The following is a 25,838-nucleotide window of genomic DNA, read 5'->3' on the forward strand; positions in this document are numbered from 1 at the left end:
ATCGCTTCGCCATGTCTTAGCATCAAAAAGACTAGACCGAGCCGTCAACAGGAGTAGAATAGCAGCAATAGCCTACAAATTTACTCAGGTATTCGTCGTGTCAAATATTACTATTACAGAAACTGCGCAAACGCATTTCGCCAACCTTTTAGGCCAACAGCCTGAAGGCACTAACATTCGAGTTTTCGTTGTTAACCCAGGAACACAAAACGCAGAGTGTGGCGTGTCTTACTGCCCACCAGAAGCGGTTGAAGGCACTGACACTGAAATCCCTTACAGCGGTTTCTCTGCATTCATTGATGAGCTAAGCCTTCCTTTCCTTGAAGATGCTGAAATCGATTTTGTTACTGACAAAATGGGTTCTCAACTAACGCTAAAAGCGCCAAACGCAAAAATGCGTAAAGTCGCGGATGACGCTCCACTTGTAGAACGTGTTGAGTACGTAATCCAAACTCAAGTGAACCCGCAACTTGCAGGTCACGGTGGTCACGTAAACCTAGTTGAAATCACAGACGACGGCATCGCTATCGTTGCATTCGGTGGTGGTTGTAACGGTTGTTCAATGGTTGATGTGACTCTAAAAGAAGGCATCGAGAAAGAGCTTTTGAACCAATTCGTTGGTGAGCTAACTGCTGTTCGTGATGCTACCGAGCACGACCGTGGTGATCACTCTTACTACTAAGTCGCTGATGACTTACTAGCAATGCATATCGACGAGAAATGGGAGGCACTTGCCTCCCATTTTTGTTTTCAATTGCGTTATGCTGAATCATCACGCTAGAAACTCGAGCTTTCTTCTCATATATTAAGAAATCTCATTTCCTCGATGAGTTAACGATACTAAGGAGCCAGCGTTATGTCGAAAAGGACCCCACCAGAGATCCTCTCTTGTCAGACGGTCGCACAATCTAAACTGTTTACTGTGGAAGCCCTCGACCTTCGCTTCTCTAATGGCGAACTACGTACTTATGAACGCATGAAACCGAGTGGGCGTGATGCCGTGATGGTTGTTCCTGTGACTGAGCAAGGCGACTTACTCTTGGTTCGTGAATACGCTGCAGGTACAGAACGCTACGAACTCGGCTTTCCAAAAGGCTTGATCGACCCAGGTGAAACACCACAACAAGCGGCTGACCGAGAGTTAAAAGAAGAGATCGGTTTTGGTTCTAATGACCTGACACCACTCAAACAGGTGATTCTTGCTCCTTCTTATTTCTCGAGCAAAATGACACTGTTTTTGGGGCAGAACCTTTATCCAGAAAAACAAGAAGGCGATGAGCCTGAGCCACTAGACATTGTTCGTTGGCCACTCGCTCAAGCAGAAGAGCTTTTAACACACTTGGATTTTTGTGAAGCAAGAAGCATCACAGCGTTGATGTTGGCACTAAGACACTTACAAAACACCACTCACAACCAATAACAGCCGAAGAGCTGATTCATAATAGTGAGGAAGGACCATTACCCATGCCAATGACAAAAGATTTATCTCACCTGCTCCCGCAAGTCATCGAAATTGCGCGCAGTGCAGGTCAATTGATTCTCGATATCTACGAGAAAAAGCAGTACGAAGCCTACACCAAAAGCGACGAGACCCCTGTCACCAGCGCTGATATCGCGGCGCATAAACTGATTACTGAACGCTTGAGCGAACTCACCCCAGATATCCCTGTACTCTCTGAAGAAGCGGCGGATATCAGCCTAGAGCAGCGTGGGCAATGGGAGCGTTACTGGCTTGTCGACCCGCTAGATGGCACCCAAGAGTTCATCGCACGCAGTGGTGACTTCGCGACGATTATTGCGCTAATCGACAACAACAAACCAACTATGGGTGTAGTTTATGGCCCGGTTTCTGGCGTGACTTACTACGCATACAGCGGCAAAGGCGCTTGGAAGATTCCAGACATGTCAGAGAGCGTGAAAATCCACACTCACAAACATGAGCAGCCTGGACAAAACATCGCCATCGCAATCAGCCGTCGCCAAGACATTAACCGCATCACGAGCCGCATGAGTAACGCTTGGAACTATGACTTGATTCCTCTTGGCTCTGCCGCACTCAAAGCCTGTCTTGTCGCTGAAGGTGCTGTGGACTGTTACTTACGTCTAGGTCCAACTGGCGAGTGGGATACCGCAGCTACACAATGCATTGTTGAAGAGGCGGGCGGACGCATTCTCAGCACGCAACTTGAGCCGCTTTCTTACAATGAGCGCGAGACGTTGGAGAATCCAAACTTCATCGTACTGGGCGATGCGGATTTGCCTTGGGATGAGATTCTACAGCGCAAAGACTGACCCTAATCCAATCTGCATTACTAGATTTTAAAAAGGCCACGAATCGAATTCGTGGCCTTTCTTTTTTCTTCTTGTACAGCGTTAGGAGCATTTGGCCTACTATGATCTAAATACTCTCATAACTGTACGGATTTTAATTATTCAATGAAAATCATAAAGTTATGTTCAAAGTAAATAATCCTTGGATTTCTTGTACAGCAAATAGAGGGTTTGGCCTACCATGATCCAAAAACAAAAAGAGCTGCACATTGGCTGCTCTTTAAAGATGTTGTGGTTTCTGAGTGTGGCTAAAAACGCCCTTTGTAATCAAACTCGTATTGACCTTGAGCGTTTGGATTGCCCAGCCATTTAAGTTGATCGCTCATGCCTGATGGGAACTCTGCCCCCGGCTTAAACCACGCTTTGGTGGAGTAACGTTGATTTGGCATTAGCTCAGCAGAAAACGCCGCTGAAACTTGCTTGCTCTTTTGCTCACCCGATGCCGATAGCACGCTGTCTTTACAGTTTAAATCAGCAATGACAGGACCAAGTTCAAGACTACCAAGTGGGCTTTGAATGCCACTCGCACTCCAAACTAACGTACCTTCTGCTGTTTTACACCAAGGCGCTGCGTAAGTCGCATGACGGATGTTCAACTCAAGCTGACCTTCAACACCAACCGGTACAGGAAGACGTGCTTGCTCCACCACTTTTGCCGCAGGAATCGACGCGACTAAGTTTTCCGCGTATGGGCCGCCAGTTAAGCTGTAGCCAACCAAACCACGACCACGTACGTCCATATCGCTCCCGCGACCGAAACGGACGGCGAATTCCGCTTTACCGGTAAACAGACTGGAAAGTTGGAAATCCCAGTTCACTTCACCTAAGTTCTGACGCTGCCAACGTACGTTTGATGCACGACCTTGCCAAACTGTGCCTTGCGCACCTTGAATGTCGAGACCTCTCACGCTTGGCACTTGTTGTAGCACCCAAGAAATTGGCAAACCAGCAATCAAACTGGTTGAGAAAAAGGCAATAAAAATCACCACATAAAGAACGGCTTTCTTCACCTTAACCTCGCTTAAATTGCAGGCGGTTTACGTCAATCATACCCGCTTGATCGGTACGGTCGATGTCTAGGAATTCCACCTCAATCCCTTGTTGTTCTTTTAGATAACGCAGCCAATCGACCATTTGGTTGAATGCCAAAGGCTTAATCCATACTTGAACACTGTCATTACGTGGTTGTACACGGATCAACTCCACCTTGTAACGACGAGCGGATGAAGACACCACTTGGTTCAATGGCTGATTAGAAAAGCTTACACCACCACTTTTACGCAATGCGCTGATATCATCGGCTTTATCTTGTACCCAAGTCAGCAATTGTTTTTCACTTTGGATTCGGGATTGAGCTAGCTCTGCACGTTGATTCATTGGTTGTAATACCCCCCAATAAATCATCCCGATAATGGCAATAATGCCACCCCCCATCACCAAACGTTGCTCACGTTGTGAGATGCTGCTCCACCAAGTCTGAGCTTGTGCGATTAAATTCTTCATCATCACCTCACTGACGCTTCAACACAAAACTGCCCATCACAACATTGCCGTTGCGGTTCAGTTGGCCTTGTTCAACGTTAAACTTCTCCGCCAATTTGACTCGAGCTTGCTCGAATGGCTGGAAGTCAGAACTGCTCGCTTGAATGCGAACCTCACCACGTTGACCGTCGTATTTGAAACTGGTGATTTGTAGGTCATTAACCTGTCCCAATGTTGCTGGCAAAGCCGCGATCCAAGACAACATCGCCACATCACTTGATCCACCAGACAGACGACGTTCTTCGTCCGTCATTTGTCGCTTCAAGTAGCTAACTGTTGGAATGCGTCGTTTGTCTGGGAAGATTTGACGGAAGATGCGCTCACTCTCTTCACGATAAGCTTGGGCTTGCGCTTCGTATTTATGCACCATTAACAGCTGCTGGCCAACCAAAACAACCAGCAACACACCAGCGGCTATTGCGGCTTTCTGCCAAACCTTAACGTACTTGCCCCAAGACGATTTCGGCTTAAACGCGCCAGAAAGTAGGTTAACCTTGCTTTCCGTTGTGCCCTTTGCCAACAATGCCATGGTCATTTCTTCAGGCTTTGATACCCAAATGTCTGGAACGCTTGATTCAGGCAGCGAACTGTAACAGTCCAGCTTCCAACCTTCGTGACTTTGTAAGTAGGCAGATAAGTAAAGGTCTAGCCATGAAGCATCAACCGCTGCACCTTGAGTTTGAGAGTGGCGAATCAGCCATTGCTCACCCAACAGTGCTGCAGAGCTCGCTTCTGCGTCCACTGGCATAGCTAATACGTCAGGTAGCATTCGCTTTATTACAAGACCTTGGCTGGCAAAACGCTGCAAAATGGTTTGAATCCAAGCTCGCTCCACGGCACACACTTGTGCGCTTTCTGCTTGCTTATCTAAAACGGTGAAATGCAGGTTGTCCACGTCTTGCGCGACTTCATCTTCCACCAAGTAAGGCAGCATACTGTCAAACTGACGTGCAGCACCCGGTGGGATATCCACTTCTGTTAACACAACATCATGGCTTGCTAATAGCGCGATAATTTGTCGCTGATCGGCATACGCGACCAGTTCATCCAGATGTTCCCACCCGGCAATCTCACCACTGGCAATCACTTCTTGCTGTTGTGTCGACCACACCAACCATGGAATGGTACTTTGTTGTTCGCTACTCAGCCGAACGGTTAGAAACTCGCTCACTGATTCCTCCAAAACGACGGCGAACGACAGTCACCGTTTCTCTATCTGTACTTTGCAAAAGGCTTCGGATACGTACACGGGATTCATCCACCAGCACTTGTGCATCCAATTCAAAAAAGGAGCTATCGACTCCTAAGTAGCCTCGGGCATTTTTCTTTACATCATCGCTCAGGCCAGCTAATTCTGACTCTGACAAAAATTCATCGACACTTTCCCATCCATCGAAAGGACGCTTTTCTATCAGCTGAACAGCATCGCTGCTGCTCAAGCCTGGGGTAAACATGGCAACCAAAATAGGCGCTTGCTCGACTTCTATGGTGTTGACGTTTAAGCGCCAATCGTCGCTCGGAAGCGCACAAATCATCGGAGCAATTTTTTGGTAGATGTCCCCACTAACTTGGTACACCGCGCGCAGTTCACTGGCATCCGCCATCCAACCGTTGGGTGGCAAATACTGCGGCTTCATCGCTTCGTAAGTACTGTCTTCCACACCCGCGGTTGAACGCACGGTACTGTCACTATCAACGTATTCCCACGTCGAATCGGCGATCACTTCAGCTTGGTAAGGCTCCACGTCCATTTCTTCCATCAAACGTTGGAACACTTGCACTAAGTATGGACGCGTCGTTTGTTCACCCGTTGGCTGTACGCTCGCGAGGACATTCATATTGAAGCAGGCTTGCTTATCAACAATGCGACCTAAAGCCTGTCCGTAATCAAGCGGATAAACTTGCTCTTTGATTGCCCAAGGCTGGCTTAAGTTAATGGTATCGTCGTCTTCATAACTTTGTTCGATACCAATCTCAGCTAACGCTTCTACCCCCAAGCTATACCAGTAAGCTTGTTGGTAATTAATTTGATTCGAACCACGCTGAAACTGCAAAAACAATCGCTCTGACATGCTCGCAGCCACTGTTGTCATAATCGCAAGCAGCATCAAGACAATGAGGAGCGCAACACCGCGCTGACGATTAGCCATCATTGCTGCCCCCTGATGAGTCATTGCCCGAAGAATCATCTTCTCCACCCGGATTGAGCTTGCCATCCGGCGTCAGGTAAGTGCGAGTAATCTCACCATAATCTTTCAGCTTCAATATCACAGAAACGGCTTTTGGCAGTTCACGGCCGTTTTCCCACGTTTTCTTCCACGATTTTCCGTCAAAGAAGCGCATATCAAATTCTTCGACCTGTGTTAGCAGCGGGGTAATCACACCTTCTTGTCCTGTTGGTGTATCAGGGTATCGCCACCACACACGCTGCAAGACTTCATCTTTGATGCGATAGCCAACCTTAGTCACTTCACCGCGTGGAAATTGCTGCTGTGGGTTATGCCAGCCCAAACGCGCAAACATCACACCTTTCGCATCTGAATCGAGCAAGTAATCCGACCAAAACAGCAGTTGGCTTGAAGGCTCTTCACCGTTAGTACGCATTTGGCGCATTGCCATTTGACGGAAATCGTTATCCATCATGACCATCGCGCGCTGTAGCTCATTGAGACGTTGAGTTCGCTCTTGAGACAACACATTACTGCGCTGCACTTGCGATACCACTTGGTAAGCGGCGACACTCATGCTGGCAAAAATCGCAATCGAAACCAGCACTTCAATCAAGGTAAAACCTCGATTGGACCTTGAGTTGCGAGCTTTATATCGCTTGTTATTCAGCAACATAACTTCTCACCGTGACAACTGGGCTCGCTTTTTTATCTGTCGCGACACTGACATCAAATGCTTTCAGCAATGGCTGCGCAGTGGCTACCGGTGTGACTTTCCAATACCAAGTGCGCCCTGCTAATTCTTCTGTACCGTTTTTCGCTTTAAGCTTTTCCGTCGAGAGCATCACATTGGCCATTTGGTTATCCACAACCATGGCTGCAAACATTTTTTCTTCTAAATAACTGACAGTATTGATGTGCTGACTCACTGAGCGAATCACACTGATCGCTGCCGTTGCGAAGATCGCTAGGGCGACCAGCACTTCAAGTAATGTCATACCTCGTGTGTTGCGGTGCGACGAGCCAATACGGCTTGGCTTAGAATATCGAATTGTCATCGTCTTCCGCTTCTTCCCCAGGCGCTAACAATTTGATTTCGCCTGTTTCTTTACCAATGATTCGCCAACCATCGTTGAATGCATCCCCCTCTTCAGGAAAGAAAGATAGGGAGAATGGCGTAATTTCAGCACTTGAGAAGATGAACACTTGAGGTGGTTTCACTTTCTTCTTCTCTTTGTCCTCTTCCTCAGCAAACATGTCTTCATCAAACAGAGAGCCAGGTTCGAACAATCGATCGTCTTTATCCCAAGCACCACCGCCTAAATCCAATTGCAATGAAATATCCCCTTCGAGTTTTGTCTCACTTGGGATTTGCTTTAACTCAAGTGGCTGCCAACCATCTTGGCTCAAACTCAACAAGGTGTAGGTGGATTTAACATCATCAACGCGCAGACCAAAGTCTTTGCCACTTAACACTGCTTCTTCATTAAGCAGTTGTAAGCGTTGAAAAAAACTGTGCGCGTATTGTTTGGAAAGGTCTTTCTGACTCGTAGGCAAGGTAGCGATCACCGCCACGGCGGTAAGAGATAACAAAACCAGCACCAATAGAATTTCTATCAATGTAAAACCGAGATGTTTTTGCATTTGCTTCATTAGTGCTGGTTTCAGCTAGCGCTTATTGGAAATCTTGCATGTTCCAGTTGCCGATATCTGCAGCTGGACCTTCACCGCCCTCTTGGCCGTCAGCGCCCAGAGTAAAGATATCAATCGTGCCATTGTCGCCAGGGCTTAGGTATTGGTACTCGTTGCCCCATGGATCAGATGGAAGACGCTTGATGTAACCACCGTCACGGTAGTTGCGCGGTTCTGGGTTAGAAGGTTTGTTCACCAATGCGTCTAGACCTTGGTCAGTCGTTGGGTAAACGCTGTTATCCAACTTGTACATGTCCAACGCGTTTTCCAATGCCACGATGTCTGTGATCGCTTTCTGTTGGTCTGCTTTTTCTTTGTTACCTAGCAAGTTAGGAACAACAACACTCGCCAAAATACCTAGGATAACCACAACAACCATCACTTCTAGAAGTGTAAAGCCTTGTTGCTTACTGCGTTTAAATTTCATTATTTTCTCCGAAAGTTAGATTCAAGCAATGCCTTCAATAGACACGTCTTAACTCGAATTCTATCCGCTCATTAAGTTATTCATTTCCAACATTGGCATCAATGTCGCCATTACGATGAAAAGTACCAAGCCCGCCATCAGGGCAATCAATACTGGAGTAAAAATGCCAAGTGCAATGTTGACCGTCGATTCAAAGTTTTGGTCTTGGTTGTCCGCCGCTCGCGTCAACATGCTTTCAAGCTCACCACTTTGCTCACCACTTGAAATCATGTGTAGCATCATTGGTGGGAACAAGCGAGTTTGATCAAGGGCTTTGCGCAGACTTGCACCTTCTCGTACGTTGTCTGCCGCAACTAAGACCTGTTGTTTTACATAACGGTTCGACATAACGTCGACCGCGACTCGCATCCCTTCAAGAATAGGAATCGCACTTGAGGTACAAATCGACAAGGTGCGAGCAAATCGTGAGGTATTCAGACCGCGAGAAATCTTACCAATCAACGGCAGGCTGAGAATTTTTTGGTCCCAAGCCAAGCGAAAATTTGGTTTCTGTAATGCGAGTTTAAGGCCATAGAAGAGCACAACAACAACAACAAAGATGATAAACCCCCATTCTTGGACAAACTCACTTGCAGACAACAGGAATTGCGTTGATTGAGGCAACTCTTGTCCCATTTGAATAATTGGTTCAATGATTTTAGGTACAACAGAAGACAGCAACAGAGAGACGATACCAACAGCAAACACCACCAATACCACAGGGTAAATCATGGCTTGCAGCAACTTAGAACGCATCTTTTGGCGGTTTTCTACATAATCAGCCAAGCGTTCTAGCACTGTATCCAAGTGACCAGATTTTTCACCCGCTGCCACCATCGAAAGGTAAAGCTCATCGAAAACATGCGGGTAATCACCCAAACTGTCGGCCAGAGGATAACCCTCGGTGACTTTTGAGCGCACCGCGGCAATCATCGAACGAATACGTGGTTTTTCTGCTTGCTCTGAAACGGCCTTCAAACATTCTTCAAGTGGCATCCCCGATTGAACCAAGGTCGAAAGCTGACGCGTAATCAACGCAAGCTCTGCGGTTTTGATGCCTCGTTTGAACCCAACTGACCCGCCTGAAGACTTAGCGGCTTTCGCTTTGGCTTCCATCACCTCGACAGGAATCATACCCTGCTCTTTTAGGCGTTGGCGCACCTGACGAGCGTTATCCCCCTCGATGGTGCCTTTCTTCTGTTTGCCTTTAGCGTCCAGCGCTTTGTATTCAAATGCTGCCATTACGCTTCCTTGGTCACTCGCATGACTTCTTCAAGAGAAGTGATACCACGACTGACTTTACTCAGGCCGTCGCTACGAATACTTGGCGTATGCTGACGAACGGTTTTCTCAATCTCTTGCTCACCCGCTTCGCTGTGGATCAGCTCTTGGACTTTTTCATCCACCATCAAGAGTTCGTGAATACCAGTACGGCCTCGGTACCCTTTGTGGTTACATACTTCACAGCCTTTCGCTCGATGCAAAATGAGCGATTCATGCTCTTCCAAACCAAACAGTTTCTTCTGCTCTTTGTCCGCTTCGTATGGTTCTTTACAGTCAGAACAAAGTGTACGAACAAGACGCTGTGCAAGCACGCCCAGTAATGAAGAAGAAATCAGGAATGGCTCAATACCCATGTCGCGCAGACGAGTAATCGCACCCACAGCCGTGTTGGTGTGCAGTGTCGACATAACCAAGTGACCAGTCAAAGAGGCTTGCACCGCAATCTGTGCGGTCTCTAAGTCACGGATCTCACCGACCATCACTACATCCGGGTCTTGACGAAGAATCGCACGCAGACCACGCGCAAAAGTCATATCAACTTTCGGGTTTACCTGCGTTTGGCCGATGCCATCAATATCGAATTCGATAGGGTCTTCAACCGTTAGAATGTTGCGTTCGTTGCTGTTGATCTCTTGCAAGCCCGCGTACAACGTCGTCGACTTACCCGAACCTGTCGGACCGGTCACCAAGATGATGCCGTGAGGGCGACCAATCAAGTGACGGAAGTTGTCATGCACTGAAGGCGTCATACCCAAACTATGCAAATCAAGACGAGTGGCGTTCTTATCCAGTAGACGCATTACCACGCGCTCACCATGCGACGAAGGCATGGTAGATACACGAACGTCCACCGCACGACCACCGATACGCAGAGAAATACGACCATCTTGAGGTACGCGTTTTTCAGCAATATCGAGTTTAGCCATAACCTTCACACGAGAAACCAGCAAAGGTGCTAGTTTGCGGCTTGGGGTTAGAACTTCACGCAATACACCATCGACGCGGAAACGAATCGAAAGGGTTTTCTCGAACGTCTCGATATGGATATCCGACGCCCCTTCTTTGATCGCTTCACCTAACATGGCGTTGATCAATTTGATGATTGGCGCATCATCTTCCGATTCCAGCAAATCCTCATCATGAGGCAGTTCTTCTGCTAACGAGAAGAAGTCATCGCTGTCTGCGCCAATGTCTTCCATCAACTGACGAGCCTCAGAAGAGTCACGTTGATACGCTTCAGTGAGCTTTTTATCGAACGCTTCTTTGTCCATCACTTGAGGAATAAAGTTTTGTTTCAGTACTCGGCGTACTTCAACAAGAGCCGCAGGGTTAAGCGGCTCTACGTAATACAGAATTGGAGGGCGCTCAGGGTGCTCCGTCTCCAAAACCAGTTTAAAGCGATTGGCAAAACTGAATGGCAGACGGCGCATACTTGGCGCTGTGTCTAACATATCAACCATTATTCTTTACCATTTGATCAATGAACGCTTGGATTTCAGTAGGGTGCTTACGCTCCTGACCAAATTCAGGCATCACTGGAATGTTTGAATCATCCATCAACTTCAAGCCTTCTTGTGCTTTGTATAACTGTTCTGCACGAATGAAGTTGTATTTACGCTGAGTAATACCATCTGCCGTCATACCATCGCGGATGATGGTTGGCTTAATGAATACCATCAGGTTACGCTTTTCAGTTTGCGTGCTGGTTGATTTGAACAGTTGGCCGATCACTGGGATATCACCCAATAGCGGTACTTTAGATTCACTTTCCAGTGCACGCTCATCAACCAAACCACCAAGCACTAGCATTTGACCATCTTGGATCATCACAGAGGTGTTTAGCTGGCGCTTAGCAAAACGCACGTCAACCGCGCCATTTGCACCCAGAACGTTAGACACTTCTTGCTCAATGTTTAGCTGAACAGAATCACCTTCGTTGATTTGAGGTACCACTTTCAGCTTGATACCAACTTCTTTACGGTCAACCGTTTGGAATGGGTTATCGTTGTTCGAGCCTGCAGTCGAGCCTGTAATTACCGGCACTTCTTCACCAACGATGAACGACGCTTCACCGTTATCCATCACTGTAATGCTTGGAGAAGACAGAATGTTTGAATTTGAATCCGATGACACAGCAGTAATCAATGCTGTCCAGTCACCCATCATGATGCTCATAGCAGCACCGTTAACACCACCAAGTGCTGCCGCCAGAGTAGAGTAATCACCTGACTCAGTAACATCATAAGGCGTTCGCTCACCATCACTGTTGGTATAGTACTCCGTACGAGTTTGGTCTTTTGCTTCTTCAAGACCAACCATTACGTTACCAATTTGCGCACCAGTGTTGCCGTATTGGATTACTGCACCTGTCTCTAGGTTACCCCATTGAACACCAAGGTTGATGCCGTCGCCTTCAGACATTTCAACGATAAGCGCTTCAATCAGAACCTGCGCACGACGGATATCCAGTTGAGAAATCACATCTTGCAGCGCCATCATGATATCTGGCGGCGCAGTCAAAACTAACGAGTTAGTCGCTTCGTGAGCAGCAATCACCACTTCTCCACGTTGCGCGTTTGATGCGCCTTTTTGACCCGCTTGCTTCTCAGCTTGTAGGTTGTCAGATACACCTTTTAGTACATCAACTAGGTCTTCTGCTTTCGCATACTTCAGGTAAACCACGCGGTTATTGCCTTTGGTCGCCATTTCTACGTCAAGTTGGCGAATCAAACGTTTCAAGCGCGCGCGCACTTTAGGGTCGCCAGAAATCAGAATTGAGTTAGTACGCTCATCCGCAACGATTTTTGGCTCTAGGAATTCAGGCGTGCTCTTTTGATTGGTCGTTTTGTTCAGAGCGTCAACAATACGCACCATTTCAGACGCAGAAGCATTTCTCAGCTCTACGACTTCAATTTCTTTATCACCCGCTTGGTCAACACGTTTGATGATTTCAGCCAAACGATTTACAACCGCTGCACGGCCAGTGATCAGGATGATGTTGGCTGGATCGTAGTGCACCACGTTACCCGCACCAGCGTTATCGATCAGCTGACGCAATAGCGGAGAAAGTTCACGAACCGATACGTTACGCACCGCAACCACACGTGTAATCACGCTGTCGCCTTTTGCGCTGTCATCACCCAAAACAGGAATTGCAGAGGTTTTTGAATCTTTCGATTTGATGACTTTTAGTACACCGTTATCCATTTCAACAACAGCGTAACCGTACACTTCTAGCACGTTTAAAAAGAAGCTGTAGTATTGCTCTTCGTTTAAAACGTCATAGCTGCGCACGTCGATCTTGCCGCGTACAGACGGGTCAACAATGATGGTCTTCTCTAAGTTACGACCTACAATGTTGATGAATTCTTGAATGTCAGTGCCTTTGAAACTTGCACTAAACTCGTTCGCCATCGCACCCGGAGCGCAGAGTAGTGTCCCTGCAAGTAACCAAGCACTTTTGCTAAACCAATGTTTCACGTATGTCTCCCTGAACTTACGCAGCTTGCCTAAGTATTACAATTGGATATAGATGTCGTACTGCTGGCCGTCGCGCTCAACAGTCAAATTCAGTTCTTGCGGATCGTTCATCACTTGCATCAGTTCTACTGAAGATGAAGGATCACTTAAATCGATCCCGTTTAATTGCACCGCAATATCACCAGGTTTTAGACCGACATCATTAAACAACGCCGCATCACGACCTGGTGAGACGCGATAGCCGATGATTCCTCCGTCTTTCTTAACCGGAGAAATGTTGATGTACTTGAATACGCTTTGCGGATCTTTAGCAATTTCCGCACGAATTTGGTCGACCTTTTCACTCACTGCGGATGAGTTATCCGCTTTCGCTGCTTTTGGTCGAGTTGCCGGACGACTCTCAGACAACTTGCTGTACTCGATGCCTTCCAACATAAGGGTTTCATCACGACCTTGGTTATCAATGATCACTCGATCAACCAAAACCGCTTTTAATTCTGCACGCGTGCCGTCAATTTCTTCACCAATGCCGTAAGTTGCCTGCTTACCTCGGTTTGCAATCACCGCTAAGCTCGTTTTTGCGTTGCTGCTCGCAACAGCACCAACAAGTGTTAGGTTTAGGCGGGTTTTAGGCGCATCTTGCACGACAGGTTGTTCTACTACGACCGGCTTTTGCTCGGTGTACTTTCCGAACAAGTTGGCATTTTGGAGGGCATTAAAATCAATCGCGTCTTTTTTATTGGTTGACGCAACAGCGTTTGCTGATGGCTTCCATTGAGTCACACCAGAGGTTTGAGGCATTGCTAACCACACCACTTTACCAAGTATCCAACCTGTCATTGCTATAAATAGACAAGTTAAGAGCAAACTTAGTTTCGCTTGAATGACGTGATTGTTGGACTTAATCTGAGCCAGTAGCGGGCTGCTTGATAATCCTGCACTTAGCTCTAAACGCTTCACTGAATTGATTCCTTTATTCTTACGTCCGTCGACTTTCACTATGAATGAAAGCGTGTCGACTCTATCTTGCTAAAATTGCAATAAAATTACTACTCAACAAAGAGCAGTGAACTATATCACAAGTTCCTTTTCATACCTTTTTCTTATGCAGTTTTTGCCAACTCCCTTGAAAAAAAACAGCCTTGGCTCCATCTGTAGGTGAATAATCCACCAGTCACTGCATCATTCTTGCAGTGATTAGATAGTGTAGAGTCGTATGAGTTCCACAAATGAAGCCGTAAGGCTAGATAAATGGCTATGGGCTGCCAGATTTTATAAGACCCGTTCCATCGCACGCAATATGGTCGATGGCGGTAAAGTCCACTATAATGGGCAACGAAGCAAACCAAGCAAAATCGTTGAGTTGGGCGCTGAGATTCGTCTTCGTCAAGGCAATGAAGAGAAGACGGTGATCATCGAGAAAATCTCTGATCGTCGAATGGGCGCACCAATCGCTCAAACGCTCTATCGCGAAACTGACGAAAGCGTCAGCCAACGCGAAGAGTTCGCGAAACAGCGTAAACTCAACGCCCACAACCCTAGTCCGGAACGCCGCCCAGACAAAAAGCAGCGCCGCGACATCATTAAGTTCAAACACCAATAAAAGCCGGAATTACCGACGAGGAAAGCACTCCATGGCAAATAATGTTTTAAACCGCTACCTATTTGAAGATCTTTCTGTACGTGGCGAGTTGGTTCAATTGGATGAAGCATACCAACGTATTATCTCCAGCAAGGAATATCCGGCAGCACTGCAAAAACTGTTGGGTGAGCTACTCGTTTCAACCACACTTTTAACTGCAACTTTGAAGTTCGAAGGCTCAATCACTATCCAACTACAAGGTGATGGCCCTGTATCTTTGGCAGTCATCAACGGCGACCACGATCAGAAGATCCGTGGCGTAGCTCGTTGGGAAGGCGACATTGCTGATGACGCAACGCTGCACGAAATGATGGGTAAAGGTTACCTAGTGATCACCATCGAACCGAAAAAAGGCGAACGCTACCAAGGCGTGGTTGGCCTAGAAGGTGAAACACTGGCTGACGTTATCGAAGGCTACTTCGCAAACTCAGAGCAGCTAAAAACGCGTTTGTGGATCCGCACTGGTGAGCACGAAGGCAAAAAGCATGCGGCAGGTATGATGATTCAGGTAATGCCAGACGGTACGGGTACACCTGAAGACTTTGAACACCTAGAGCAACTAACAGCAACGGTTAAGAACGAAGAGCTGTTCACGCTACCAGCAAACGAACTGCTTTACCGTCTATACAACCAAGACTCTGTTCGCCTATACGAGCCACAACCTGTGGAATTCCACTGTGGTTGTTCTCGCGAGCGCAGTGGCGCGGCGATCATCACAGTTGATAAAACTGAAATTTATGACATTTTGGCGGAAGAAGGCACAATTTCTTTACATTGCGATTACTGCGGCACGTCATACACGTTCGACGAACCTGAAATTACCGAACTGTATACGCAAGCAACTTCCGGCAATAAAACCGTGCATTAATTTTCATAGCTTAACAAGCATGTAATTTACCTATCAAAAGGCCAGCATCACGCTGGCCTTTTTGTGATCAAACCCTCGTATACCTTAGCCTCCCACGTAATAAAGCAACCGCTTAATTTTAAATAATTAATAATTCTTTTGCCCTAGCGCAAAGGTTTGCGGCCACGATAAACTATTCGCACCAATATGTGACGGGTTACCTAAAACCACACTGAAATCATGGATAATTTTTGAACTATATCCCTGTTTTCTCCCCGCCCCGTTGCTAGCATGGTGAGCAGATAAAAATTAAAACATTCTTACAAAATCCCTACAAAAATCCTTATAAGGAGCACCTATGACCGTTATGGAACATACAAAGGCTGCAACACTTGATCTAACCAAACACGGACTGCATAACGTTAAAGAGGTTGTTCGCAACCCAAGCTACGAAATGCTGTTTGAGGAAGAGACCCGTGCTGACCTAACAGGTTATGAACGTGGTGTGGTTACAGAACTCGGCGCGGTTGCCGTAGACACTGGTATCTTTACTGGTCGCTCACCAAAAGATAAGTACATTGTTAAAGATGCAACAACAGAAGAGCACATGTGGTGGACTTCTGATGCAGTGAAAAACGACAACAAACCAATCAACAAAGAAGTATGGGACGACCTAAAAGAGCTAGTGACCAACCAGCTTTCAGGCAAGCGTCTATTTGTGATTGACGGTTATTGTGGTGCAAACCCAGACACTCGTTTGAGCATTCGAGTGATCACAGAAGTAGCGTGGCAAGCGCACTTCGTGAAAAACATGTTCATCCGTCCAACAGAAGAAGAGTTGGCAACGTTTGAACCTGATTTTGTAGTAATGAACGGTGCGAAGTGCACCAACGAGAAGTGGGAAGAGCATGGTCTGAACTCTGAAAACTTCACTGTGTTCAACCTAACAGAGCGCACTCAGTTGATCGGTGGTACTTGGTACGGCGGCGAAATGAAGAAAGGCATGTTCGCAATGATGAACTACTTCCTTCCGCTAAAAGACATCGCATCAATGCACTGTAGTGCAAACATGGGTGAAGAAGGCGATGTTGCGATCTTCTTCGGTCTCTCTGGCACAGGTAAAACTACCCTGTCTACCGATCCTAAACGTGCACTGATTGGTGATGACGAGCACGGTTGGGATGACGACGGCGTGTTCAACTTCGAAGGCGGCTGTTACGCGAAAACCATCAAGCTATCGAAAGAAGCCGAGCCTGATATCTACAACGCCATCCGCCGTGATGCACTACTAGAGAACGTAACAGTTCGTAGCGATGGTTCTATCGACTTTGATGATGGTTCTAAGACTGAGAACACTCGTGTGTCTTACCCACTGCATCACATCGACAACATCGTTAAGCCAGTATCGAAAGGTGGTCACGCAAACAAAGTGATCTTCCTATCGGCTGATGCGTTCGGCGTACTTCCTCCGGTTTCTAAACTGACTCCTGAGCAAACTAAGTACCACTTCTTGTCTGGCTTTACCGCTAAGCTAGCAGGTACTGAGCGTGGCATCACTGAACCAACACCAACGTTCTCAGCATGTTTTGGTGCAGCGTTCCTAACTCTACACCCAACTAAGTACGCAGAAGTGCTAGTGAAACGTATGGAAGCAGCGGGCGCAGAAGCTTACCTAGTCAACACAGGCTGGAACGGCAGCGGTAAACGTATCTCTATCCAAGATACACGCGGCATCATTGATGCGATCCTTGATGGCTCGATTGAAGAAGCGAAAACTAAGCACATTCCAATCTTCAACCTAGAAGTGCCAACTTCGCTACCAGGTGTGGACCCAAGCATCCTTGACCCACGTGATACCTACGTTGACCCACTACAATGGGAAAGCAAAGCGAAAGATCTAGCAGAGCGCTTCATCAACAACTTCGATAAGTACACTGACAACGCAGAAGGTAAATCACTAGTGGCAGCTGGCCCTCAGCTAGACTAAGCCACTCGCTAAGCCTTCGTGACTTAGCTACAAAAATAATCTTCAAGCCCCTCTTTTGAGGGGCTTTTTATTGAATCCAACCTGAGATTGATACAAGCTTAAGCCTATCTAAGTAAGTCGATACTCACTTACTCCAATTTACAGACAGGTTTTGGCAGGGATGAAAACAGCAGGTCGAATTCTACTTCTTATCGTCATACTGGCGATCGCGATTCCAGCCGTCTTTGTGGGCATGCTGACCACCTCTTATTCTCGTCAAACGTGGAACCTGTTTTCTGATTTAGTCGACTTGCCATTGCAAGCAGACAACGTTCAATACGAGTTTCCCTACCACCTAACCCTTAGTGGGATAGCGACCAAACAAGACCAATTACCCTTCATCGAGCAAGTCGATCTATGGCTAAACCCTGATGTTCGTCGCGATGGAAAATGGATTGTCGATAGCCTGTTGATTGATGGACTGAGCCTGCAGCAAGGTATGCCAACAATGCCAAAGCTCAACAATGTCTACTTCCATCAAATCGCCTTGAAGAACATCGATTATGCCGATGATGCATTCAGCATTAATGGTTTGAACGTCCAAATCCAAGACCCTACTTGGTCAAGTGACACGCAGCAAATGCCTTATGGTGAGGTTCAGCTCTCTGCCGAACAATTGTATTGGAATGGTGAATCTTTCAATAAGCTGCTTGTCGATGTGGACTATAAAGCGCAAGACAGCACACTTTATGGCGCCTCATTTAAATGGCGTGGCAGTGAAATATCTGGTCAAGGCGAACAATACCCACAAGGTTGGTCGTTGATTAACGTGACCGTTGATAAGCTGAAAATCGACAATCTACAACTGCAATCCTTACTCGCCAAACCATGGCAGGCGTTGCCCGTTAATATCAACCATATCAACAGCCTCGATCTGCTCAATGCGGATATCGAATACGGAGACTGGCATTGGCAAAACCTTGAGTTATCGGTAGAAAACGCTTCGCTCCCGCTGTCATTGTGGAGCACAACGGCGCAGATTTCTCTGCAAGCTGACAGTGTCAGTTTCCAAGACCAAACCGCGGTTGAGCCTCGTTTAAACGCCCAACTCAAGCCAGGGTCTATCAAATTGCAAGAACTGAGCTTAGATTGGCAGCAAGGCAGCGTTCAGGTATCTGGTGACTTCGAACCTGACCATTGGAAAATCAACAATGCGACCATCAGCGGCTTAAAGTGGGCTATCCAACCAGATGACAAGACTGACTGGTGGCAAAAAGCCACAGAGAAGCTCCAGCAAGTCGATGTGAAGCAGTTAGAGATAGAACGCAGCCAAGTCATCCAGTTATCCAAACAACCTTACTGGCAGCTTTCTGGCTTGAATTTGGAAGGTGAGCAGCTCGAAGTGAAACACAGCAACGGTCATTGGGGTATTTGGAGCGGCAAGCTTGATGCCAGCGTCGTCAACGCGAGTTACGACCAAGTCATCACCTCACACGCAGCAATTACAACACAGAGTGAAAACGGCTTCTGGCAACTGACACGCTTATTTGCCCCGTTAGAGCAAGGCTATATCGAAGGCTTGGGTCAAATCGATCTCAGCACCACCAGCCAACCTTGGGCACTTAATCTCAATGCGGATGGTATTCCACTGCAATTACTTCATCCATACTTACCAACGGCACTTGCGGTCAATGGCTTCTCAGACTTAAGTCTTGATTTAAAAGGCTTAGCAGGCGATCAAAACATGCTTGCTTACAGCTTGTCGGGAGAAGTAGAAGCTAACCTGCGCGATACCACCTTGAAGTCACAAGCAGATGACTCGCATAAGGCAATCACCTTCAGCCCATTGCGCTTAAAGGCTCAGCGCGGCGAAGTGAAGCTAGAACCCGTGACCATTTCCGGCAAAGCTATCTCGGGTAAGCTATCTGGAGAGTTTGATATGGCGAACAACCCATTGAGCGGTGTGAGCTATCAACTTAAAGAATCGTGTGGGATGCTCAAAGGTGATGTACTTAGTGGCGAAGTTGAAACAAATGAGTGCCTAAACAAACCAAATAAGACAAAGCCAGTGGAGCCAGAACAGAGCGCTCCCGAAGCAGGCAGCGTGACAAACATCGACGCAATCAACATCGAACAACCTGAAGAAGAGTTAAGTGAGGAAGTGACAGAAGAAAAAGAGTCGACCACAGCTGCGCACTCTGAAGAGCAACTTATCACAGAACAAAAAGACTCAGACCTCGTAGAACATTCACCGAAAGAAAGCGAGAGCTCAGCTATCGATGAAACCAAGCCAGAACAAGGCGCATCTGAAAACCAAGATGCGCCGCAAGAAATACCAAAGTCTGAGAATCTAACAGCTGAGTAACTTAGAGTAATTTGGCAGCAGCATGTACGTACCGACAAAATCCACTGCAGGCACATCTCCACTGTAAATCACCACGTGGATAACGATACGCGCTTTACGACCTGAAGCGAGCCTATCCAAGTCACCACTGATACCATCTAATGACGTGCTCGCGACGGGGTTCTCTTCAACAGGATGGCGATAACGAATCGAACTATCCGCCAATACAATATCACCGTGTAAGCCACGTTCTTTCATCAGCAACCACGTCATGCCCCAACCAGTTAGCGTTGCTAAGGTAAACGCAGAGCCAGCAAACATGGTGTTATGCGGGTTCAGGTTAGGGTTGAGCTGCGCGCTGCATTCAAACTGATAACCAGTGTACTGGTTAATTTTGATGCCCATTTTGTCTGCAATCGGGATCTGAGCCTCCCAACGTTGCTGCAGCTCAGTGCACCAATCTGGGCGACGCAATACATCGGCCATTGGATCAAGCTGCTTGACCATTTGTTGGTGGCGCACGGGGCCACGCTCGTCGGTCAGTTCACCGCGACGCTCAAAGCCATTCTTTTCATAGAAAGCAATCGCGTCTTCACGGGCATTACATACCAGACGCTTCGCCCCTTCCTGACGAGCTAACGATTCAAGCGCCACCAGCACTAATGAGCCCATGCCTTTGCTACGACGATTGTTCTTCACCGCCATATAGCGGATCTGACCATCATTATCTGGGGTAATGTATAAACGACCAATCGCCATCGGACGACCACGACTGTCGGTAATCATGCGGTGATGGCTCATGCCATCGTACTCATCACGCTCGGAGCCTACTGGCATACGCCAAGGTTCGCGCAGCAACTGCCAACGAAATTGATAGTACTTGTTGAGCTGATTTTCTGTTTTTGGAGTTATGAGTTTGAACATATCAATCCTTTGAAAGTACAAATCAAATGAAAGCCTTAGAGGAAAATACCCAAGCAAATTCAATTTACTTGGGCTTAAAGCTTAGACCATGATGTTGTGGTTGCCAGATTAGACCTGTAGCCAAAAAGTCACTGGACCGTCATTAATTAATGACACTTTCATATCCGCTGCGAAGCGGCCGCGTTGTGTTGGCAGTTCTTGCTCACACAAGTCAGAGAAGTAGTCATACAGACGTTCTGCATCCGCAGGGTGCGCGCCTCGAGAGAAGCCTGCGCGAGTGCCTTTTTTGGTATCCGCTGGTAACGTAAATTGAGACACCACCAAAACCTTACCGTTCACTTGTTTGACGTTAAGGTTCATTTTGCCTTCATCGTCTTCAAACACACGATAGGTGGTTACGCGCTCCATCAAACGTTTTGCTTTTGCTTCATCATCGTCCTTTTCTACACCAAGTAGAACAAGTAGACCTTGGTCGATTTCACCGACAACTTCACCGTCTACACGAACGGCGGCTTCACTGACTCGTTGAATTAGCGCTATCACGACTCTCGCTTCCTTCATCTGTTAATTGCAATTCAGCGGTCGAGTGTATCATTTCTAGGTCGTCACTCCAGTGCTCTCTTTCGCCTAGAGCAGCAGTGACTTCCGCGCCAATCAATACGATCAGCCAACACAAATACACCCACACAAACAGGATCGGAATCGCAGCGAGCGCACCGTAAATCAACTGGTAAGACGGAAATTGGGTAATGTAGAAGGCAAAGCCTTTCTTGCTCAATTCAAACAGCACAGCGGCAATCGCAGCACCAACCGCGCCATGGGATAGATAAACCTTTTTATTTGGCACTAAGAAGTACAGCCCCATGAACGCAAAGAAGGACAGCAGTAAAGGTAACCAACGTAAAAACAGGTTATACGCGCCCGATAAGGTTTCGTTTTCAATCAGCTTTAGCGATGTCACATAGGATGTTGCAGCAATACTCGCACCCACTAAGATAGGGCCAAGCGTCAACACCATCCAATACATAGAGAAAGAGAACACAGGACGACGTTTGTCTTTCACTCGCCAAATGTAGTTTAAGTTTTTGTCGATATTAGAAATCAGCATCAAAGCAGCAACAAACAAGAAAGCACCACCCACGGCGGTCATTTTGCCTGTGTTTGAGACGAACTCTTGTAGCGCAGTTCTTACTGCATCTCCAGAAGCTGGGACAAAGTTGTCAATAATGTAACCTTGCAAAGTTTCACCCACATTCTCAAACACCGGAAACTTCGACAATATCGATAAAAGTACCGTCAACATTGGCACAATAGACAACAAAGTGATGTAAGCTAGATAGCCTGCATTAACGTTAACGCGATCGTGCGTCATACGCTTGAGCAAATATTTGAAAAACGCGACGCTCCCCGGCACGAGCTTGCTCAATCTCACCTTGTAACTCTCTGATAACTGGTTCATAGTTCATCCCATAAATTAGCGTCGAGGACATAAGAATGCCTTATTTATTAGCAATTGTACTATCAATTTTCACTTTGACAGGATGTCAGTCCGCATATTATTCAGCAATGGAACAAGTGGGTTACCACAAACGTGACATTATGGTTGATCGCGTAGAAGACGCCAAAGAATCGCAACAAGACGCACAAGAAGAGTTCACTAGCGCGCTAGAAGCCCTTTCTGCTTTGACCAACTTTGACGGCGGTGAGCTAGAAAGCGTCTACAACAACATTAACGATAAATACGAAGACAGCGAAAAAGCGGCGCAAGATGTGCGTGACCGCATTGCTGCAATTGAAGATGTATCGGATGCTCTGTTTGAGGAATGGCAAGGCGAATTAGACCTGTACACCAGTGCGAAACTGCGTCGCTCTAGCGAACAGAAACTGCGTGAGACAAAAGCATCTTACAAAACCATGCTTAGCGCGATGAAGCGTGCAGAAGACAAGATGACGCCAGTATTGAACACATTGCGTGACAACACGCTTTATCTAAAGCATAACTTGAACGCGAGTGCGATTGGCTCATTGAAAGGCGAATTCTCTAGCCTAGAGAAAGACATCCAATACGCAATCAAACAAATGAATGCCGCGATTGCTGAGTCAGATAAGTTCTTACAACAGCTGAATCAAAAGTAATTCGATAAAGCCTCCTCCTCGTGAGGAGGTTTTACTATCTAGCGACCAAACTCAATTCTTCGCTCGGTGAGCTGAATACCTACCGAGCTCTAATCACCTTCCTCACCTTCTACCTCGACCACTAAGCCCATTACTTGTCGAACAAACGCCACTCGTTCTTCCACACTTCCCCATGGTACTTCGACTACTTCGTAACCCAGTTCCACATAGGTATCGACTAGGGTTTGATGGATTTGTAGCGCCTCTTCAAAGCTATGTGGGCGCACATCATCTTGAACATAGATTGATGCCTCAGGCCGACAAGTAAGCACCTTACTCTGGTACCCAGCACTCTCAGTCAAGAATGCCTGCTCAACAGGACAACCGCCTACTTGTAGGTATGCCACGATGTCTGGGATAGCACGGTCAACGAAAGCGACCGGATGATTCAGCGCTTCTTGCTTTTGCTTGCCCATTAACTCAAGGCATAAGTTGGCAAACTCAGGTAGGTTGGTCCAAGGCAAGACGCCGTTGTCCAACTGACTTTGCTGCTCGATCAGGGTGCGAGAGCCCTCAGCAAAGGTGGCGTAACCCAACTCTCCCAACGCATCCAATAAGGTAGTTTTGCCCGCTCCGGGACCACCCGTAATAACAATTGGCTTCATAACCTCATTCCTTTAGATACAAAAAAACCCGAGCGAAACTCGGGTTTTTTCTTAATAGAATCCGTTATAGCAGATTATTTTGCTGAACGTGAAGCACGCTTACGATCGCTTTCCGTTAGGAATTTCTTACGGATACGGATGCTTTCAGGCGTTACTTCTACTAGTTCGTCATCATCGATGAACTCTAGTGCTTGCTCAAGAGTCATCTTGATTGGCGGAGTAAGAACCTGTGCGTCATCTGTACCAGATGCACGAACGTTAGTTAGCTGCTTACCTTTCAGTGCGTTTACTGTTAGGTCGTTGTCGCGGCTGTGAATACCGATAACCATGCCTTCGTAAACTTCAACACCGTGACCGATGAATAGACGACCACGCTCTTGTAGGTTAAACAGTGCGTTTGTTAGCGCTTTACCCATCGCGTTCGCGATTAGTACACCGTTAACACGTTGACCGATGTTACCGCCTTTGTGTGGGCCGTAGTGGTCAAATGTATGGTATAGAAGACCAGAACCTGAAGTCAGTGTCATGAACTCAGTTTGGAAGCCGATAAGACCACGTGATGGCATTTCGAAGTCCATACGTACACGGCCTTTACCATCTGGAGACATGTCTTTCAGCTCACCTTTACGTAGGCCGATGTTCTCCATGATGCCGCCTTGGTGCTCTTCCATAACGTCGATGGTTACAGTCTCGAACGGTTCCATTAGCTGACCATCTTCTTCTTTGATGATTACTTCTGGACGAGATACAGCAAGCTCGAAGCCTTCACGACGCATGTTTTCGATCAGGATAGAAAGGTGAAGTTCACCACGACCTGATACGCGGAATTTATCTGGATCGTCTGTTTGCTCAACACGTAGTGCAACGTTGTGTACCAATTCTTTCTCTAGACGCTCAAGGATGTTACGTGAAGTCACGAACTTACCTTCTTTACCAGCGAATGGAGACGTGTTTACTTGGAACGTCATCGTTACTGTTGGTTCATCAACAGAAAGCGCAGGTAGTGCTTCTACTGCGTTTTGTGCACAGATAGTGTCAGAGATTTTTAGCTCACCAAGGCCAGTGATTGCAACGATATCACCCGCGTTCGCTTGCTCAACTTCGTGACGGTCTAGGCCTAGGTAGCCCATTACTGTGCCCACTTTACCGTTGCGAGTTTTACCGTCAGCACCGATAACTGTTACTTGTTGGTTTGGCTTAACGCTACCACGAGTTACACGAGCAACACCGATAACACCAACGTAAGAGCTGTAATCTAGCTGAGAAACTTGCATCTGTAGAGGACCGTCTAGGTCAACTTGAGGTGCAGTTACTTCTTCAACGATAGTTTGGAACAGTGGTTCCATGTTCTCGCCAGTTTCGCCTTCTTCTAGTGCAGCCCAACCGTTAAGTGCTGAAGCGTAAACTACTTTAAAGTCTAGCTGTTCGTCAGTTGCACCTAGGTTGTCGAATAGGTCGAATACTTGGTCCATAACCCAATCAGGACGAGCACCAGGACGGTCAATCTTGTTGATTACAACGATTGGCTTAAGACCGTGAGCGAATGCTTTTTGAGTTACGAAACGCGTTTGCGGCATTGGGCCGTCAACTGCGTCAACGATAAGTAGTACTGAATCTACCATCGACATGATACGTTCTACTTCACCACCGAAGTCCGCGTGTCCCGGAGTATCTACGATGTTGATGCGGTAGTCATTCCAGTTAATTGCTGTGTTTTTAGCAAGAATGGTAATGCCACGCTCTTTCTCAATGTCGTTCGAGTCCATGACTCGCTCTTCAGCTTCACCGCGAGACTCTAGCGTGCCTGATTGTTGTAGCAGCTTGTCAACCAACGTTGTTTTACCGTGGTCAACGTGCGCGATAATCGCGATATTTCTTAATTTATCAATCTGTGGAGTAGCCATGGATATTGATTCACTTAGATAGATGAAATGCCCCCATGCCGAGAACGGGTGCTCTCTGGCGACATTTGCTGATTAAAAAAACGGCCATAATGTACCAGATTTTAGCAAAAAGCCTAGAAATATGTGATCTACTCCTTAGCTTTTCTATCAATTTTACGCTTAGCGCCCACTTTCTTCCGTTACTCGAATTGATTCAACGCAATTTTATTCCAATCGTTGCTTATTACAAATTGACTCTTGCTCAAAATCTGGGCTAGATAAGCAACGTGATTGTCACATTGTGGTGCAATAATTTAAATTAGCACCAATATGGTGCATTCAGAGATCATTTTGGTGCAAACGTTTGCACCAAACTAGTATCTAAAAACTTAATTCCTTGAAATTAATGGAATAATTTTTTTGGCACGGTTTTGGCTTTAGAGAAACCAGCATCGATTAATAAAATGTCAAACAGATTAATCAATGCTG

Annotated in this window: 25 protein-coding genes; 8 read left to right on the forward strand and 17 right to left on the reverse strand. The window is 46.8% G+C overall.

Annotated elements, in window-relative coordinates:
• The first annotated feature begins 97 nt into the window (after positions 1 to 97).
• The 3 genes from nfuA (at position 98) to cysQ (ending at position 2,292) form a co-directional block, all read left to right on the forward strand.
• Entirely contained in the window at positions 98 to 682 is a 585-nt protein-coding gene (gene nfuA / locus ACLIIY_RS14360; protein ID WP_005434470.1) for a Fe-S biogenesis protein NfuA, read from the forward strand.
• 174 nt (positions 683 to 856) lie between these two features.
• A complete protein-coding gene (gene nudE / locus ACLIIY_RS14365) occupies positions 857 to 1,420 on the forward strand; it encodes an ADP compounds hydrolase NudE (protein ID WP_005434477.1) in 564 nt (187 codons plus the stop codon).
• Between the two features lie 44 nt (positions 1,421 to 1,464).
• The gene (cysQ, locus tag ACLIIY_RS14370; protein WP_434527802.1) at positions 1,465 to 2,292 is read left to right on the forward strand and encodes a 3'(2'),5'-bisphosphate nucleotidase CysQ; all 828 of its coding nucleotides are present in this window, start codon (positions 1,465 to 1,467) and stop codon (positions 2,290 to 2,292) included.
• A gap of 287 nt (positions 2,293 to 2,579) precedes the next feature.
• Here cysQ and ACLIIY_RS14375 read toward each other — a convergent pair whose 3' ends face one another.
• From ACLIIY_RS14375 to gspC, 12 genes are read right to left on the reverse strand one after another with little or no spacing between them, the layout of a single operon-like run.
• Complete coding sequence (locus ACLIIY_RS14375) at positions 2,580 to 3,341, reverse strand: type II secretion system protein N (protein WP_425669195.1); 762 nt, start codon at positions 3,339 to 3,341, stop codon at positions 2,580 to 2,582.
• Position 3,342: 1 nt separating this feature from the next.
• Positions 3,343 to 3,834 carry a type II secretion system protein M gene (locus ACLIIY_RS14380; protein WP_009707965.1) on the reverse strand — a complete coding sequence of 164 codons (492 nt, stop codon included), beginning with the start codon at positions 3,832 to 3,834 and terminating at the stop codon, positions 3,343 to 3,345.
• Positions 3,835 to 3,841: 7 nt separating this feature from the next.
• Positions 3,842 to 5,044, reverse strand: coding sequence for a type II secretion system protein GspL (gene gspL / locus ACLIIY_RS14385; RefSeq protein ID WP_078607972.1), 1,203 nt, complete (start codon positions 5,042 to 5,044; stop codon positions 3,842 to 3,844).
• On the reverse strand, positions 5,013 to 6,023 hold the full coding sequence (gene gspK, locus ACLIIY_RS14390; protein WP_434528557.1) for a type II secretion system minor pseudopilin GspK: 1,011 nt from the start codon (positions 6,021 to 6,023) through the stop codon (positions 5,013 to 5,015). Before gspK ends, gspL begins: the two co-directional genes overlap by 32 nt.
• Entirely contained in the window at positions 6,016 to 6,717 is a 702-nt protein-coding gene (gspJ, locus tag ACLIIY_RS14395; protein ID WP_434527803.1) for a type II secretion system minor pseudopilin GspJ, read from the reverse strand. Before gspJ ends, gspK begins: the two co-directional genes overlap by 8 nt.
• Positions 6,704 to 7,099, reverse strand: a complete 396-nt coding sequence (gspI, locus tag ACLIIY_RS14400; protein WP_020195437.1) for a type II secretion system minor pseudopilin GspI — start codon at positions 7,097 to 7,099, stop codon at positions 6,704 to 6,706. The genes gspJ and gspI overlap by 14 nt, the downstream gene beginning before the upstream one ends.
• Positions 7,080 to 7,694, reverse strand: a complete 615-nt coding sequence (locus ACLIIY_RS14405) for a prepilin-type N-terminal cleavage/methylation domain-containing protein (RefSeq protein ID WP_182023809.1) — start codon at positions 7,692 to 7,694, stop codon at positions 7,080 to 7,082. Before ACLIIY_RS14405 ends, gspI begins: the two co-directional genes overlap by 20 nt.
• 22 nt (positions 7,695 to 7,716) lie before the next feature.
• On the reverse strand, positions 7,717 to 8,160 hold the full coding sequence (gspG, locus tag ACLIIY_RS14410) for a type II secretion system major pseudopilin GspG (RefSeq protein WP_005434493.1): 444 nt from the start codon (positions 8,158 to 8,160) through the stop codon (positions 7,717 to 7,719).
• Positions 8,161 to 8,220: 60 nt separating this feature from the next.
• Positions 8,221 to 9,441 (reverse strand): type II secretion system inner membrane protein GspF, encoded by a 1,221-nt coding sequence (gene gspF, locus ACLIIY_RS14415; protein ID WP_434527804.1) that lies wholly within the window; start codon positions 9,439 to 9,441, stop codon positions 8,221 to 8,223.
• Positions 9,441 to 10,943 carry a type II secretion system ATPase GspE gene (gene gspE / locus ACLIIY_RS14420; protein WP_005434497.1) on the reverse strand — a complete coding sequence of 501 codons (1,503 nt, stop codon included), beginning with the start codon at positions 10,941 to 10,943 and terminating at the stop codon, positions 9,441 to 9,443. The genes gspF and gspE overlap by 1 nt, the downstream gene beginning before the upstream one ends.
• Complete coding sequence (gene gspD, locus ACLIIY_RS14425; protein ID WP_039841127.1) at positions 10,936 to 12,963, reverse strand: type II secretion system secretin GspD; 2,028 nt, start codon at positions 12,961 to 12,963, stop codon at positions 10,936 to 10,938. Before gspD ends, gspE begins: the two co-directional genes overlap by 8 nt.
• Before the next feature lie 36 nt (positions 12,964 to 12,999).
• Positions 13,000 to 13,923 (reverse strand): type II secretion system protein GspC, encoded by a 924-nt coding sequence (gspC, locus tag ACLIIY_RS14430; RefSeq protein WP_045482813.1) that lies wholly within the window; start codon positions 13,921 to 13,923, stop codon positions 13,000 to 13,002.
• Positions 13,924 to 14,179: 256 nt separating this feature from the next.
• Between gspC and hslR the strand changes: the two genes are divergently transcribed.
• The 4 genes from hslR (at position 14,180) to ACLIIY_RS14450 (ending at position 19,783) form a co-directional block, all read left to right on the forward strand.
• Positions 14,180 to 14,566, forward strand: coding sequence for a ribosome-associated heat shock protein Hsp15 (hslR, locus tag ACLIIY_RS14435; protein ID WP_027726637.1), 387 nt, complete (start codon positions 14,180 to 14,182; stop codon positions 14,564 to 14,566).
• Between the two features lie 31 nt (positions 14,567 to 14,597).
• Positions 14,598 to 15,473, forward strand: coding sequence for an Hsp33 family molecular chaperone HslO (hslO, locus tag ACLIIY_RS14440; protein WP_005434505.1), 876 nt, complete (start codon positions 14,598 to 14,600; stop codon positions 15,471 to 15,473).
• A gap of 337 nt (positions 15,474 to 15,810) precedes the next feature.
• On the forward strand, positions 15,811 to 17,439 hold the full coding sequence (gene pckA, locus ACLIIY_RS14445) for a phosphoenolpyruvate carboxykinase (ATP) (protein ID WP_005434507.1): 1,629 nt from the start codon (positions 15,811 to 15,813) through the stop codon (positions 17,437 to 17,439).
• 160 nt (positions 17,440 to 17,599) lie between these two features.
• Positions 17,600 to 19,783, forward strand: coding sequence for an AsmA family protein (locus tag ACLIIY_RS14450; protein ID WP_434527805.1), 2,184 nt, complete (start codon positions 17,600 to 17,602; stop codon positions 19,781 to 19,783).
• Here ACLIIY_RS14450 and ACLIIY_RS14455 read toward each other — a convergent pair.
• From ACLIIY_RS14455 to ACLIIY_RS14465, 3 genes are all read right to left on the reverse strand, one after another.
• Positions 19,769 to 20,686: a bifunctional GNAT family N-acetyltransferase/hotdog fold thioesterase gene (locus tag ACLIIY_RS14455; RefSeq protein WP_005448516.1), complete on the reverse strand. Its 918-nt coding sequence runs from the start codon at positions 20,684 to 20,686 to the stop codon at positions 19,769 to 19,771. The genes ACLIIY_RS14450 and ACLIIY_RS14455 overlap by 15 nt on opposite strands.
• Positions 20,687 to 20,794: 108 nt before the next feature.
• Positions 20,795 to 21,229 carry a D-aminoacyl-tRNA deacylase gene (dtd, locus tag ACLIIY_RS14460; RefSeq protein ID WP_005434513.1) on the reverse strand — a complete coding sequence of 145 codons (435 nt, stop codon included), beginning with the start codon at positions 21,227 to 21,229 and terminating at the stop codon, positions 20,795 to 20,797.
• Positions 21,201 to 22,145, reverse strand: coding sequence for a virulence factor BrkB family protein (locus tag ACLIIY_RS14465; protein WP_005434515.1), 945 nt, complete (start codon positions 22,143 to 22,145; stop codon positions 21,201 to 21,203). Before ACLIIY_RS14465 ends, dtd begins: the two co-directional genes overlap by 29 nt.
• A 35-nt stretch (positions 22,146 to 22,180) precedes the next feature.
• Here ACLIIY_RS14465 and ACLIIY_RS14470 point away from each other — a divergent pair, with 35 nt between their 5' ends.
• Positions 22,181 to 22,822 carry a DUF2959 domain-containing protein gene (locus ACLIIY_RS14470; RefSeq protein WP_038893771.1) on the forward strand — a complete coding sequence of 214 codons (642 nt, stop codon included), beginning with the start codon at positions 22,181 to 22,183 and terminating at the stop codon, positions 22,820 to 22,822.
• An 89-nt stretch (positions 22,823 to 22,911) separates the two neighbouring features.
• On the opposite strand, the gene ACLIIY_RS14475 is transcribed toward ACLIIY_RS14470, so the two are convergent.
• Together ACLIIY_RS14475 and typA are read right to left on the reverse strand one after the other, a co-directional pair.
• Positions 22,912 to 23,466 (reverse strand): AAA family ATPase, encoded by a 555-nt coding sequence (locus ACLIIY_RS14475; protein WP_434527806.1) that lies wholly within the window; start codon positions 23,464 to 23,466, stop codon positions 22,912 to 22,914.
• A gap of 74 nt (positions 23,467 to 23,540) precedes the next feature.
• Positions 23,541 to 25,370 (reverse strand): translational GTPase TypA, encoded by a 1,830-nt coding sequence (gene typA, locus ACLIIY_RS14480; RefSeq protein ID WP_005434522.1) that lies wholly within the window; start codon positions 25,368 to 25,370, stop codon positions 23,541 to 23,543.
• Positions 25,371 to 25,838 lie beyond the last annotated feature (468 nt).

The organism is Vibrio sp. K4 (assembly GCF_051122595.1).
Classification (GTDB): Bacteria; Pseudomonadota; Gammaproteobacteria; order Enterobacterales; family Vibrionaceae; genus Vibrio; species Vibrio owensii.